Origin of the sequence: Chryseobacterium formosum, assembly GCF_026460885.1 — a bacterium.
GTDB classification, from domain to species: Bacteria; Bacteroidota; Bacteroidia; order Flavobacteriales; family Weeksellaceae; genus Chryseobacterium; species Chryseobacterium formosus.
Genome location: NZ_JAOVZW010000018.1, coordinates 34,669 through 47,667, shown reverse-complemented (window position 1 = coordinate 47,667; position 12,999 = coordinate 34,669). Strand labels below are relative to the sequence as shown.

Sequence of the window (12,999 nt, the reverse complement as noted above, 5' to 3'; positions counted from 1 at the left end):
AAATTAATTTTAGATTGAGATTAACCATTCACTTCCAAAGGAAACTTCACTATTCACTTTCATGAAACTTCACATCTTTAATGTTTAAACAATGCGTAACATTTCCTTTCCAGTGATTTTCTTCAAGTGTAAAAGCAATGTCGAAATTTTTAGTTCTGAAATCATCAGCAAATTGACCTAATTTAAAGCCAACACATTCAATATTTCTACCTGTAGATTCCTGTTTAATGTAAAATTTGAGGTGATTATTATCTTTACCCATCGTTTTTAAATAACCTGAAATTTTCTGATTTCTTAAAACCAAATTAGGCTTCATATTTTGTGGTCCGAATGGAGCTAGTTTTCTATGAAAATTAATGAAATCTCTGTTGATTTCATCTGCATTAATATCACAATCTACGGTTATCGATGGTTCTTTTTGATGATCTTTGATTTTTTCAGATACAATTTTTTCAAACTTAATTTTAAAATCTTCAAACTTAGATTTTTCCATTGAAAGTCCTGCAGCAGCATGATGTCCTCCAAATTTTAGAAAATATTCAGAGCATAAATCAAGAGCTTCATGTACATCAAAATCTGAAACAGATCTTGCTGAAGCAACCATTTCACCATTATTTCCATCGGTAAAAACCAAAGTTGGCTTGTGATAAGTTTCAATCAATCTGGAAGCAACAATTCCGATTACGCCTTTGTTCCATTCAGGATGATAAACGATTGTTGAAAATTTTGTTTCCTGTTGTGATTCTATAATTTGATTTAATGCTGAAACTGTAGAATTCATATCGAGTTCCCGTCTTTCATCATTAAGATTCATAATGTCGCTTACAATTTGATGTGCGTGTTTCAAATTATCCGAAACCATCAATTCTACGGCAGCTTTTCCTTGAGAAATCCTACCTGCAGCATTTATTTTAGGCGCAATTTCAAAAACAATATTCGAAATTTCAAAATGAGAAAGTTTATCTTCCGGAATCAAAAGTCTCAGTCCCATATTTCGGGTTTTTCTGAGCATTTTAAGTCCCATTTTTGCTAAAACTCTGTTTTCTCCGGTCATTGAAACGATATCTGCAGCAATTGATATTGCTAAAAGATCTGTCAGTTCAAAAAGTTCCTGTTCCGGTATTTTATAAATGGTATTCAGACCTTGGCAAAGTTTAAAACCAACACCACAACCTGAAAGTTCTTTAAATGGGTATCGGCAATCGTTTCTTTTGGGATCTAAAACTGCAGTCGCATCAGGAATTTCGTCCCCTGGTAAATGGTGATCGCAGATAATAAATTCGATGTTTTTGCTTTTAGCATAATTAATCATGTCAATCGCTTTGATTCCGCAGTCAAGTGCGATAATCAACGAAAAACCATTTTCTTTAGCAAAGTCGATACCTTCAGTTGAAATTCCATAACCTTCAGAATTTCGGTCTGGAATATAGTAGTCTAAATATTTTTTCTGAACTATTTTACTTAAGTAAAGATACATTAATGCAACGGCGGTCGTTCCGTCAACATCATAATCTCCGTAAACCATTATTTTTTCTCCATTTTCGATAGCTGTTGCAATGCGTTCTACCGCTTTTTGCATATCCGCCATTAAAAAAGGATTGTGAATATCGGTCATGTTAGGCTTGAAAAATTCTCTAGCCTTCTGATAATTGTCAATGCCTCTGAGAACTAATAGCTTGGATTCAAAAGTTCCAAAACCAAGCGATGAACTCAATCCATCTACAATTTCTTCATCAGGCTCGGTTTTATAAATCCATTTTTGACTCATTTCACAAAAATAGGCAAAATTTATTTTAAAAGCTATTGAAAATAATAAGCAAATTCAAATTCTCTTGAGGTGAAATTTTGAAATATTCTTAACTAAATGTGGTATGTGTAATTAAATTTTTAGTAAAATTTAAAAATAATTACAATTTATTAAAACCAAAATGTTGTTTGTTCTCGTAGATGATTTTAAATACTAAACCTATTTAAAATTATATTATGAAAAAAACAATTAAAGTTTCAAGCCAGGGAGCCACTCTGGACACCAGTAGAAGAAACTTCCTAAAACTAAGCGGTATTGGTCTTGCCGTAGCTGGTCTTACTTTGGTAGGATGTAACGATGACGATATGGAATACATGGAAAACCCCGGAATATTTGATTTGGGTTCGGGAGATGTAGGTATTCTTAATTATGCATATGCTTTGGAGCAGTTAGAAGCTGATTTTTATACGAAAGTTGTTAATAGTTTCTATAGCGGAATTTCAAATGCTGAAAAGGAAATCTTAACAGATCTTTATCACCATGAAGTTATTCACCGTGATTTTTTTAAAGCTGCAATTTCAGCTGCGACACAAAATGTTTTACCGACTTTAGAATTTCAATATCCAAATGTGAATTTTAATGATAGAGCTTCTGTTTTAGCTACTGCAAAAGCATTGGAAGATACAGGTGTTGCTGCATATAACGCAGCAGGAAAGTATATTACAAATCCTACTTACTTAGTTGTTGCAGGTAAAATTGTTTCTGTTGAAGCAAGACATGCTGCTGCAATTAGAGATTTGATTAATCCAGGAACGGCTGCATTTTCAGGAGATGATGTAATCAATGCAAACGGACTTGATGTAGCTAAAGAACCGAAAGAAATTGTAATGGCTGCAGGAGGATTTATAAAAACACCTTTCACTTGGAAAGAACAGGGTATTAACTAATTATCACATCAAAACCTATTATTATGAACATTCTAAAATTATTAGATAAACTTTCTGACGATTCTTTTTTCACAAGACAAACGTCCAGATCAGAAACATTTTCAGATATTTCAGCATTTGGAAAAAAAGCAGCAGTTGCTGCATTACCTTTAGGACTAGCTGGATTAATGTCAACTAATGCAAAAGCTGAAACTTTGACAGTAAATAATGATCCTATCACCGCTAAAACTGTCTTAACCGATGCTTTACAATTAGCTTTAACGCTTGAATATCTTGAAGATGAATATTACCGAATCGGTCTTAATGCAGGAACATTGATTCCTACGGCAGATCGTACTGTTTTTATGCAGATCTCTAAACATGAAGCAGCTCACGTTGCATTTTTAAAAGCTACTTTAACTTCTTTAGGTGAAGCACCGAAAGCGAAGCCAACTTTCGATTTTACAGCGGGAGGAAACTTTACACCTTTTACTAATTATCAACAGTTTCTGATTTTAGCTCAGGCTTTTGAAGATACGGGAGTAAGAGCATATAAAGGACAAGCGGGAAATGTAATGTCAAATAAAGCGGTTCTTCAGGCGGCTTTACAAATTCATTCCGTAGAAGCGAGACATGCTTCTCAAGTAAGAAGAATGCGCTCAAACAAAGGCTGGATTGAATTAGCAAATGGTGGAAATATGCCTGCTGCAACAAATCCTGTTTACGCAGGAGAAGACGTGACAATGCAGGCTGGTTTTAATACTGCCACGAAATTCGGTGCAGCGGCTGGTTCTGCTGCTTATGACGAAATTTTAAGTGGTACAGATGCGGCTGCAATTGCCGGTTTGTTTATTGTTTAAAGCATAAATTCTCATATATAGTAAATCCTTTTTCGGTACATTTCCGGAAGAGGATTTTTATTTTATAAAAAGTATTATCTTCACAGCACAAATTTTTATAGTATGAAAAAAATCTTAATTTCTGCACTTTTGATAAGTGCTGTAACGGACGTTCAAGCTCAAAAAATCAATTTAGGGAAAGCTGCAGGTGTAGTTTCTAAAGGCGCTTCAGCTTTAACATTTTCTAATGCAGATGCAATTAAATTATCTAAAGAATCGGTAGATTATATGGATAAAAACAACCCGATTGCAGGTCCGAAAGATCCTTACACGGTTCGTTTAAACAAACTTTTTGCAAAGCACAAATCTCAGGATGGTTTAAACTTAAATTATAAAGTTTACAAAGTGACCGACATCAATGCATTTGCTTGTGCGGATGGAAGTGTACGTGTTTTTTCTTCATTAATGGATATAATGACTGATGATGAATTATTAGCGGTAATCGGTCATGAAATCGGTCATGTCAAAAACGAAGACACCAAAGATGGAATAAAGTCTGCTTATCTGAAAGCTGCCGCAATGGATGCAGCTTCATCTGCTTCTTCCACTGTAGCAAATCTAAGCGAAACTCAGGTTGGAAAAATGGCAAATGCTTTCCTTGACGCTTCGCATAGCAAAAAACAGGAAAATCAAGCTGATGATTATTCTTATGATTTTATGAAATCTAATAAATACAATGTTGTAGGAGCTTATACGGCATTCAAGAAGTTGGCTTTACTTTCTGAAGGAGGTTCAACTCAGTCTAAATTCCAAAAAATGTTTAATTCTCATCCCGACAGTAATAAAAGAGCGGAGGCGATTAAGAAAAAAGCTGAAAAAGACGGTCTTTGGAAAGATCCGGGAACAGTTTCTTTGCCAACAACAAAGCTTACAAAATAATTTAGTTTAATATTTAAAACAAAAACTCCTCAAAAATTAATTTTGAGGAGTTTTCTTTAGTATAAGTTTAAATGTATCTTAAAGATTAAGCGTACATTTTTTCTCTTAATTCTTTGATTTTTTTGTCGGCAAGATATTCGTCATAAGTCATTTCTCTGTCGATGATTCCGTTTGGAGTCAATTCGATGATTCTGTTACAGACAGTAGAAAGCATTTCGTGGTCATGAGATGACAATAAAAGATTTCCTTTGAAGTTCGACAATGAGTTGTTTAATGTTGTGATACTTTCAAGGTCTAAGTGGTTTGTTGGTTCATCCAATAAAAGAACGTTTGCTTTCTGAAGCATCATTCTACTGAACATACATCTCATTTTTTCACCTCCGGACAGTACTTTACAAGATTTCAGCGCTTCATCTCCTGAAAAAAGCATTCTACCTAAGAATCCTCTCATAAATTCTTCGTGACGCTCTTCATCATTTTTGGTGAATTGTCTTAACCAATCAACTAAACTGATGTCTTCCTGAAAGAATTTAGTATTATCTAAAGGCATTTGAGATTGGTTTGTAGTAACTCCCCAAGCAACAGTTCCTTTATCTGCTTCATTATTACCTGCTAAAATTTCGAAAAATTCTGTAATTGCTAAAGTGTTTTTAGATAAAATAGCAACTTTATCATTCTTCTTAAGATTTAGATCGATATTTGAGAACAATAATTCTCCATCTTTAGTTTTTTCAAGACCTTTTACATCTAGAATCTGGTCTCCAACTTCTCTTTCCATCTCGAAAATAATCGCCGGATATCTTCTTGAAGACGGTTTGATATCATCGATGTTTAACTTGTCGATCATTTTCTTTCTTGCAGTTGCCTGTTTAGCTTTTGCAACGTTTGAACTAAATCTAGCGATGAAATCCTGAAGTTCTTTCTTCTTTTCTTCTGCTTTTTTGTTAGCTTGAGCTCTTTGTCTCGTTGCTAATTGAGAAGCTTGATACCAGAAAGAGTAGTTACCTGTATAAAGGTTTAATTTAGCATAATCTAAATCTCCAATGTGTGTACAAACCGTATCTAAGAAGTGACGGTCGTGAGATACTACGATTACTGTATTTTCGTAATCGGCCAAGAAATCTTCTAACCAAGAAATTGTTTCAATATCAAGGTCATTCGTAGGTTCATCTAAGATCAATACGTCAGGATTACCGAAAAGTGCCTGAGCTAAAAGAACCTTTACTTTGTCCTTATTCTCTAGTTCGCTCATCAATTGATAATGCATGTCATCTTTCACTCTTACGTTTGAAAGCATTGTTTGTGCATCAGATTCTGAGTTCCATCCACCCATTTCATCATAGATTACACCCAGTTCTCCGGCTTTAATACCGTCTTCGTCAGAGAAATCTTCTTTTGCATAAAGCGCATCCATTTCCTCCTTTATCTCAAATAATCTTTTGTTACCTCTTAAAACAGTCTCAAGAACAGTAAATTCATCATAAGCAAAGTGATCCTGCTCAAGAACTGACATTCTTTTTCCAGGTTCTAAAGATACGTGCCCTGTTGTTGGGTCTTGCTTTCCTGTTAATATTTTAAGGAATGTAGACTTTCCTGCACCATTTGCTCCGATAATTCCGTAGCAGTTTCCTTTCGCAAACATAATGTTTACTTCGTCAAAAAGAACTCTTTTCCCGAATTGTAAAGATAAGTTAGATACTGTTAACATATAGTTTTGTAAATTTGGCGCAAAATTACGAAAAGAATTTGGGTAAATTATAATAATGTAATACTCAAGTTTTTATATGAAAGCAAATTTTGTATATTTATTAACAAAATTAAGAATAATGAAGATTGAAAAAACAGTCAGGATATTAAATAAAAGAGCTCGGTTTGAATATGAAATTCTAGAAGAGGTAGAAGCTGGGATGGTGTTGATGGGAACGGAAATTAAAGCGCTTCGTTCTTCTAAAGCATCTATCACAGAGTCTTTTTGCCAGTTTATTGATGGGGAATTATATATCATTAATATGATGATTGATGAATATAAATTGGGAACTTTTTATAACCACAAAACAAAAAGGGAACGGAAGTTGCTGTTGCACAAAAGAGAACTGTTAAAATTTGAAAAAAAACTTAAGGATGCAGGGAATACAATCATTCCGCTTAAGCTTTATATAAACGATGGGGGAAAAGCTAAAATTATTATCGCCTTGGGAAGGGGTAAAAAACTCTTTGATAAAAGGGAGAGTATAAAAGATAGAGAAAATAAGCGAAACCTCGATAGAATATTAAAGAAAAGTTAAAAATCATCCTGAAAACTTTGTTTATAAAGAAAAATTATATTTATTTTGCAATATCAATTATTTAATCATTTAATTCTATGAAAAATCTAAAATTAGGAATTTCAGTATTGGCGCTTACGGTTGCTTCTACTGTTTTCGCTCAGACTACCAACAATCCGTGGATGATCGGAGTTGGTGCTCATGCGGAAAACCATACAGCACAGCGTGGTAATTTTACCAATACGTTTTCTGCTACTAATTTGACGAAAAATATGTTCAACGTGAACAATTTTTCAATTACACCACCACTTTCTAAATTAACAGTTGCAAGAAACATCGGTAAAGGTTTAGTTATCGACTGGCAAACTAGTGTAGGAAATGTTGAAAACAAAAGACTTAACATGGGTAAAGAATTCATGTTGATGACAGGTTTAGGTTTCCAAGCTAAAGCGGCTGGACTTATCTGGAATGAAGAGTCTTGGTTTGATCCATACTTGAGAGTTGGTGCTAACTATTTAAGACATGACTACACAAGTCTTTCTTTCCCAAGACAAACTTTCATCAACGGTAATCCAGCAGAAATGACTACCAATGGTGATAATGGAATGGAACCAGGTAAAGCTAATCACTTCGTAGTTTCTACAGGTGCAGGTGTTAACTTCTGGTTGACTAAGAACTTCGGTTTAGGTGTTCAAGGTGATTACGTTTCAACTCCTGGAGATAAAGCTAACTATGCTAACTTTTGGCAAGCTTCTGCTTCATTGAACTTCAGATTCGGAAACAGAGACAGAGATAAGGATGGTATCTTAGACAAAGATGATTTGTGTCCAGATACACCAGGTTTACCAGAATTCCAAGGATGTCCTGATACAGACGGTGATGGAGTTCCAGATAAAGACGATCAGTGTCCAGAAGTTGCTGGTCCGGTTGAAAACAATGGTTGTCCTTGGCCAGATACAGATGGTGACGGTGTAATCGACAAAGATGACGCTTGTCCATCAGTTGCAGGTCCTGCAGAAAACAACGGTTGTCCTTGGCCAGATACAGACGGTGACGGAATCTTAGATAAAGATGATGCATGTCCTACAGTTCCTGGAGTTCCAGAATTTAACGGATGTCCTCCTCCAGCTCCAGTTAAGCCAATTGACGAGAGAGTAACTGAAGAATTTAGAGATCTATTATTTGACTTCAACAAAGCTACAATCAAAGCACAATCTAATGGTAAATTGGATCAAGCTGCTAGAATCATTAAGGATGAAGCTGCAGGTCAAAACTTTGTAATTGTTGGTATGACTGACAAAAAAGGTAGTGATGTTTATAACTTAAACCTATCTAAGCAAAGAGCTGCTGCTGTAGTTGCTGCTTTAGAATCTAGAGGTGTTAATCCATCAGTATTGAAATCTATCGGTATTGGTGAGCAAGACGCTAAAGTTGCTGAAACTGCTTCTGATGAAGAAAGACAAGCTGATAGAAGAGTTGTTGTAAGAGCTATCTCTGGATCAGAGTGGGAAACTTACAAGAAATCTGACTTACCAGTTAAAAAAGCTCCAGCTAAAAAGAAAAAAGCTCCAGCTAAAAAGAAAAAATAATTAATTTTTCTAAATAATAAATACCTCCAGGTTTCTGGGGGTATTTTTTTTGTTGTTGATTTTGAGTATTTTTGTCAAAATTTAATACAAAAAATGGGAAGAGCGTTTGAATATAGAAAAGCATCCAAAATGGCTCGTTGGGATAAAATGGCCAAGACTTTTTCTAAAATAGGTAAAGATATTGCCTTAGCAGTTAAAGCTGGAGGAACAGATCCGGAAGCCAATCCTGCATTGAGAAGATGTATCCAGAATGCTAAGGGTGCAAATATGCCTAAAGATAATGTTGAAAGAGCAATCAAAAAAGCAGGTGGTGCAGATGCAGAAAATTATGAGGAAATCACTTATGAAGGTTACGGACAAGGTGGTGTTGCATTTTTCGTAGAATGTACTACAAACAATCCTACAAGAACTGTAGCTAATGTAAGAGCAATTTTCAATAAGTTTGATGGTAATCTTGGAAAGAATGGCGAATTAGCCTTCATCTTCGACAGAAAAGGAATTTTTACAATCGATTTAGCTAAAGTTACGATGGATTGGGATGATTTTGAAATGGAAATGATTGACGGTGGAGCAGAAGATGTAGAAAAAGATGATGAGGAAGTAATGATCACAACTGCTTTTGAGGACTTCGGTTCTTTATCTCACAAATTAGATGAGCTTAAAATTGAAGCTAAAAGTGCAGAATTGCAAAGGATTCCGAATAATATAAAAGAAGTCAATGCAGAGCAATTTAAAGTAAATATGAAAATGCTTGATCGTTTTGAGGAAGATGATGATGTACAAAACGTATATCATAACATGGAAATCACAGACGAATTATTGGAGTCTTTATAAAAATTCACAAGTTTTATAAACTTCTAAATATTTTGCCATGAATTTACGAATTAGGTAATCAAATGAAATCCCTTAAAAGGAAAGATTGATTATTCGTGAATTCGTGGCTATTTTTTAAGATTAAAATTAGAGTTGTTTATAAAAAATAATATAGCATTCATACACAGTTCATTTTCAATTAGTTTCTTTGCAAAAGAATCAATTGTGCAATCGCCATCCTTGGTAATACAAAAATACTAATTGATATGGCGATCACATTTGATCATTTAGTAAGATAAATATCTGCAAATGAAAAGAGACGTTGAACTGGTTGTTATTTCGGATGTACATTTGGGAACTTACGGATGTAAGGCTAAAGAACTTCTTAGATATCTAAATTCTATTCAACCGAAAACATTAGTTTTAAATGGTGATATCATCGATATTTGGCAGTTTAAAAAGTCTTACTTCCCTAAGCCTCATTTAAAAGTAATCAAAAAGATTATTTCTTTTGCTACGAAAAACACAAATGTCTACTATATTACCGGTAACCACGATGAAATGTTCAGAAAGTTTACCGACTTCGAATTGGGTAAACTAAAAGTTTGCGACAAACTTTGCCTTGAAATTAATCACAAAAAAACGTGGATTTTCCATGGAGATGTTTTTGATGCATCCGTTCAGCATTCAAAATGGATTGCAAAATTAGGTGGAAAAGGATACGATCTTCTCATCGTCATTAATAATGCTGTGAATTGGTTTTTAGAAAAAATGGGTAGAGAAAAATATTCATTTTCAAAAAAAATCAAGAATAACGTAAAAAAGGCGGTAAAATACATCGGCGATTTTGAATTAACGGCGTCTGAACTGGCAATCGATAACGGCTACGATTATGTAATTTGTGGTCACATTCATCAACCTCAAATGCGTGAAGTAGTAAACAAAAAAGGTTCATGTACTTATTTGAACTCAGGAGATTGGATTGAAAATTTATCAGCTTTAGAATTTAATCAGAATGAATGGACGATTTTTCACTATGAAGATTACAAACATTTACTTAAAGATGACGAAACTGAAGAAATTCAGGATATCAAAAGTTCGGATCTTTTGAAAATTGTAACCCAATTTACTTAGCATGAAAGTTTTGTATGCATTTCAGGGAACAGGAAACGGTCATGTTGCGAGAGCGCAGGAAATTATTCCGATTCTTAAAAAATATGTTTCTGTAGATACATTAATCAGTGGTCATCAATCTCAGTTAAAAGCTGATTTTCCTATCAACTTTCAACACAAAGGTGTTTCTCTGCTTTACAATAAAACAGGAGGAATTTCTTATAAAAAAATTCTTTTTGAAAATTCTTTTCTAGAAGCATTTAAAACCATTAAAGATATCGATTTAAGCAAGTATGATTTAATCATTAATGATTATGAACCTTTGACGGGTTGGGCTTGTAAAACGAAAAATTTAAATATGATTGAGCTGAGTCATCAAGCCTCAATGAGTTTTAAAGAAACACCAAAACCTGATAAAAAAGACTTTTTCGGAGAATTGATTTTAAAATATTATGTTCCAAGTGAAAGGAAAATAGGTTTTCATTTTAATAACTATCATCCACAAATTAAAAAACCGGTTATCAGAAGGAAAATAAGAAATTTAAATCCTGATAAAAAAGGATTTTACGTGGTTTATCTTCCGAGTTTTTCAGATGAAAATATCATTAAAGTTTTAAGTGAAATTCCTGTAGAGTGGAAAGTTTTTTCCAAACATAGCAAACTTCACAGAAAGGAGAGGAATGTTGAGGTTTTCCCGATTGATGAAATTCAATATTTAAAATCTTTCGAAAACTGTGACGGTATTTTATGCAATGCTGGCTTTGAGACTCCGGCTGAAGCACTTTTTATGGATAAAAAACTATTCGTAATTCCTATTCATAACCAGTATGAACAGGAATGTAATGCATGTGCTTTAAATAAAATGGGAATTCCGAATTCTAAAATTTTAGATTTAGAAGAAATTAAAAATTGGGTAGCTTCTGATCTTCATTTTCAAGTTGATTATCCAGATAATATTGAAGATATTCTTCTGAATGAAGTTTTAGTTCTGTAAAAAAATATCTTCCACATCATTCATTCTTTTCATCACCGCTCTTGCGTAAGAACAATGCGGATAAACTTTCCATTTGTTTTCTCTTGAAAATTTTATAGCTTCTTCTACAAGAAATTTTCCCATTCCACGACCTTCAAACTCGGGATGAACCAAAACAAAAGAAATAATCAATTTATTGTCTTCCGGGAAAATTGTGTAAGTCAATCTTCCAACTTCTTTTATTTCGTTGTTGAGTGTAATGACTCCGCCGTTTCCAGATTTATTATTTTCGAATTTCATAATCTATATTTTAATTAAAATTAAAAATACAAAAATTGAACCGCAGCAGTTTTGATCTACATCAAGAAATGAATTGATGTGGTTTGTGAATAGTTAATTTGTTTCACCTGTCAATTTTTTTGCAGAATCTTTTTTTTAAAACAGAATCTTTCAAAAGAAAATACCAAATATTCCGTTTAATTCTTAAATTTGACTTATGCGAAAGAATTTTTATCTTATCATTGTATCGTTATGTCTTGTGAGTTGCTATACGTACCAAGTTAAAAAACCTTTGGATGCTACAGCAATTGATAATAAGCAAGATTCTAAGAGAAGTGCTGAGCTTGCAAAGGAGTCTTCAATACAGATGAATAGTGAAAAAGCCAAATCCCAAAGTCTAAATTCACAACAAACACCTATCCCAATCAATGTTCAGGAGAAACTTGCTCCTAATAAGAATTTTAAAATTGATGTTGATGGTAAGAGTTATAAAATAATAGTTGACCGATGGGAAAGTGATAGTCTGGTTGCACATTCGGTTAGTAATCCTAAAGTAATTTTCAAATTCCATAAGAACCAAATTAATAGCGAAAAAATTGCTGAAAAACAATTTTCAAAACCTATCGCAGATATTATTACTATTGCTGCTTATGCGGGAATTGGTGTTGGAATTTGGTCGCTTCTGAAATAACCTATTTTAATTTTTTAGTATTTAAATTAAAAAATAACAATTCATTTGTGGAGCAAAATTGTCAATAATTTAGCTGTCTTTTCCCGTATAATAATTATAATCTTTGATAACAACACCGATAAACTGCCTTTCGGTCATTCTTGTAGGATCAACTTCCAGCTTGAGAATGCTTTTTATTTTGTCTGAAAGCTTTGTAATGACTTGTCGGTCATCAATTTTTAAAGCTTTTAAATAATTATCCTTAATAATTCTCATATCATTATCGCTCAAACCAATCACTTGTGGAAAAGTTGGAATGTAATCATGATTGATGTTTTCAAGAATTGTATGGGAAATATTGATGTTGTTTTTCAATGAAATCACCGCTGTTCCGGAAGCGATGTCACCCAAACGCTGATTATTTTTAGAAACAATCATAGAAATTAAACCAATAATTCCTACAAAAGTGGTGTCGATTAATCTGAAAACCCAGCGAATCAAATAATCCCCAAAACTCGCTTGGTAACCGTCGATTTTTACCACACGTATTTTCATCACTTTTTTTCCGGGAGTCTGTCCTTCCATTAAGCTTTCCAAAACTAACGGATAAAGCGAAACAGGTAATGTAAGGACAATGTAAATTGCGTTTTGAGACCAGGAATCCATCCCGTCTAATAGGTAGCCTAAATTTAAAATATTAAAAAATAAATAAAAAGTTGCAACAAGATAAGCCACCTTGATGAGACCATCTATAAGGTACGCTACTATTCGTTCTCCGATACTTGCAGTGATAAAATTAATATTTACATTTTGGGAGGTATTTATCGCAATTTGAGACATAATTTTT

At 33.6% G+C, this 12,999-nt stretch carries 13 protein-coding genes; 9 read left to right on the top strand and 4 right to left on the bottom strand.

Annotation, left to right across the window (positions count from 1 at the left end; genetic code table 11):
* Positions 1 to 49: 49 nt before the first annotated feature.
* Positions 50 to 1,768 (bottom strand): single-stranded-DNA-specific exonuclease RecJ, encoded by a 1,719-nt coding sequence (gene recJ / locus OF897_RS14685; RefSeq protein WP_267266444.1) that lies wholly within the window; start codon positions 1,766 to 1,768, stop codon positions 50 to 52.
* Between the two features lie 215 nt (positions 1,769 to 1,983).
* On the opposite strand from recJ, the gene OF897_RS14680 reads away from it, so the two are divergent.
* The 3 genes from OF897_RS14680 to OF897_RS14670 all read left to right on the top strand — a co-directional run bounded on the left by OF897_RS14680 (position 1,984) and on the right by OF897_RS14670 (position 4,451).
* Positions 1,984 to 2,694, top strand: a complete 711-nt coding sequence (locus OF897_RS14680) for a ferritin-like domain-containing protein (protein WP_267266443.1) — start codon at positions 1,984 to 1,986, stop codon at positions 2,692 to 2,694.
* A gap of 23 nt (positions 2,695 to 2,717) precedes the next feature.
* A complete protein-coding gene (locus OF897_RS14675; RefSeq protein ID WP_267266442.1) occupies positions 2,718 to 3,533 on the top strand; it encodes a ferritin-like domain-containing protein in 816 nt (271 codons plus the stop codon).
* 102 nt (positions 3,534 to 3,635) lie between these two features.
* Entirely contained in the window at positions 3,636 to 4,451 is an 816-nt protein-coding gene (locus tag OF897_RS14670) for a M48 family metalloprotease (protein WP_267266441.1), read from the top strand.
* An 85-nt stretch (positions 4,452 to 4,536) separates the two neighbouring features.
* On the opposite strand, the gene OF897_RS14665 is transcribed toward OF897_RS14670, so the two are convergent.
* Entirely contained in the window at positions 4,537 to 6,159 is a 1,623-nt protein-coding gene (locus OF897_RS14665; RefSeq protein WP_267266440.1) for an ABC-F family ATP-binding cassette domain-containing protein, read from the bottom strand.
* 118 nt (positions 6,160 to 6,277) lie between these two features.
* On the opposite strand from OF897_RS14665, the gene smpB reads away from it, so the two are divergent.
* The 5 genes from smpB (at position 6,278) to OF897_RS14640 (ending at position 11,224) form a co-directional block, all read left to right on the top strand.
* A complete protein-coding gene (gene smpB, locus OF897_RS14660) occupies positions 6,278 to 6,736 on the top strand; it encodes an SsrA-binding protein SmpB (RefSeq protein ID WP_267266439.1) in 459 nt (152 codons plus the stop codon).
* Positions 6,737 to 6,813: 77 nt separating this feature from the next.
* Positions 6,814 to 8,304 (top strand): OmpA family protein, encoded by a 1,491-nt coding sequence (locus OF897_RS14655; RefSeq protein ID WP_267266438.1) that lies wholly within the window; start codon positions 6,814 to 6,816, stop codon positions 8,302 to 8,304.
* 93 nt (positions 8,305 to 8,397) lie between these two features.
* Positions 8,398 to 9,138 (top strand): YebC/PmpR family DNA-binding transcriptional regulator, encoded by a 741-nt coding sequence (locus OF897_RS14650; protein WP_267266437.1) that lies wholly within the window; start codon positions 8,398 to 8,400, stop codon positions 9,136 to 9,138.
* Between the two features lie 288 nt (positions 9,139 to 9,426).
* Complete coding sequence (locus tag OF897_RS14645) at positions 9,427 to 10,251, top strand: UDP-2,3-diacylglucosamine diphosphatase (protein WP_267266436.1); 825 nt, start codon at positions 9,427 to 9,429, stop codon at positions 10,249 to 10,251.
* 1 nt (position 10,252) lies between these two features.
* The gene (locus OF897_RS14640; protein ID WP_267266435.1) at positions 10,253 to 11,224 is read left to right on the top strand and encodes a glycosyltransferase family protein; all 972 of its coding nucleotides are present in this window, start codon (positions 10,253 to 10,255) and stop codon (positions 11,222 to 11,224) included.
* Here the strand turns inward: OF897_RS14640 and OF897_RS14635 are convergent.
* Positions 11,213 to 11,503, bottom strand: coding sequence for a GNAT family N-acetyltransferase (locus OF897_RS14635; protein ID WP_267266434.1), 291 nt, complete (start codon positions 11,501 to 11,503; stop codon positions 11,213 to 11,215). The two genes, OF897_RS14640 and OF897_RS14635, sit on opposite strands and share 12 nt — an antisense overlap.
* A 196-nt stretch (positions 11,504 to 11,699) precedes the next feature.
* Here OF897_RS14635 and OF897_RS14630 point away from each other — a divergent pair, with 196 nt between their 5' ends.
* Positions 11,700 to 12,173 (top strand): hypothetical protein, encoded by a 474-nt coding sequence (locus tag OF897_RS14630; protein WP_267266433.1) that lies wholly within the window; start codon positions 11,700 to 11,702, stop codon positions 12,171 to 12,173.
* A gap of 69 nt (positions 12,174 to 12,242) precedes the next feature.
* Here OF897_RS14630 and OF897_RS14625 read toward each other — a convergent pair whose 3' ends face one another.
* Complete coding sequence (locus OF897_RS14625; RefSeq protein WP_267266432.1) at positions 12,243 to 12,992, bottom strand: RDD family protein; 750 nt, start codon at positions 12,990 to 12,992, stop codon at positions 12,243 to 12,245.
* Between the last annotated feature and the right edge of the window lie 7 nt (positions 12,993 to 12,999).

Bases quoted from the DNA above. Each gene is read 5' to 3' on its own strand.
- OF897_RS14630 (WP_267266433.1), top strand. From the start codon at position 11,700: ATGCGAAAGAATTTTTATCTTATCATTGTATCGTTATGTCTTGTGAGT.
- OF897_RS14675 (WP_267266442.1), top strand. From the start codon at position 2,718: ATGAACATTCTAAAATTATTAGATAAACTTTCTGACGATTCTTTTTTC.
- OF897_RS14655 (WP_267266438.1), top strand. From the start codon at position 6,814: ATGAAAAATCTAAAATTAGGAATTTCAGTATTGGCGCTTACGGTTGCT.
- smpB (WP_267266439.1), top strand. From the start codon at position 6,278: ATGAAGATTGAAAAAACAGTCAGGATATTAAATAAAAGAGCTCGGTTT.
- OF897_RS14645 (WP_267266436.1), top strand. From the start codon at position 9,427: ATGAAAAGAGACGTTGAACTGGTTGTTATTTCGGATGTACATTTGGGA.
- OF897_RS14650 (WP_267266437.1), top strand. From the start codon at position 8,398: ATGGGAAGAGCGTTTGAATATAGAAAAGCATCCAAAATGGCTCGTTGG.
- OF897_RS14640 (WP_267266435.1), top strand. From the start codon at position 10,253: ATGAAAGTTTTGTATGCATTTCAGGGAACAGGAAACGGTCATGTTGCG.
- OF897_RS14665 (WP_267266440.1), bottom strand. From the start codon at position 6,159: ATGTTAACAGTATCTAACTTATCTTTACAATTCGGGAAAAGAGTTCTT.
- OF897_RS14635 (WP_267266434.1), bottom strand. From the start codon at position 11,503: ATGAAATTCGAAAATAATAAATCTGGAAACGGCGGAGTCATTACACTC.
- OF897_RS14680 (WP_267266443.1), top strand. From the start codon at position 1,984: ATGAAAAAAACAATTAAAGTTTCAAGCCAGGGAGCCACTCTGGACACC.
- OF897_RS14625 (WP_267266432.1), bottom strand. From the start codon at position 12,992: ATGTCTCAAATTGCGATAAATACCTCCCAAAATGTAAATATTAATTTT.
- recJ (WP_267266444.1), bottom strand. From the start codon at position 1,768: ATGAGTCAAAAATGGATTTATAAAACCGAGCCTGATGAAGAAATTGTA.
- OF897_RS14670 (WP_267266441.1), top strand. From the start codon at position 3,636: ATGAAAAAAATCTTAATTTCTGCACTTTTGATAAGTGCTGTAACGGAC.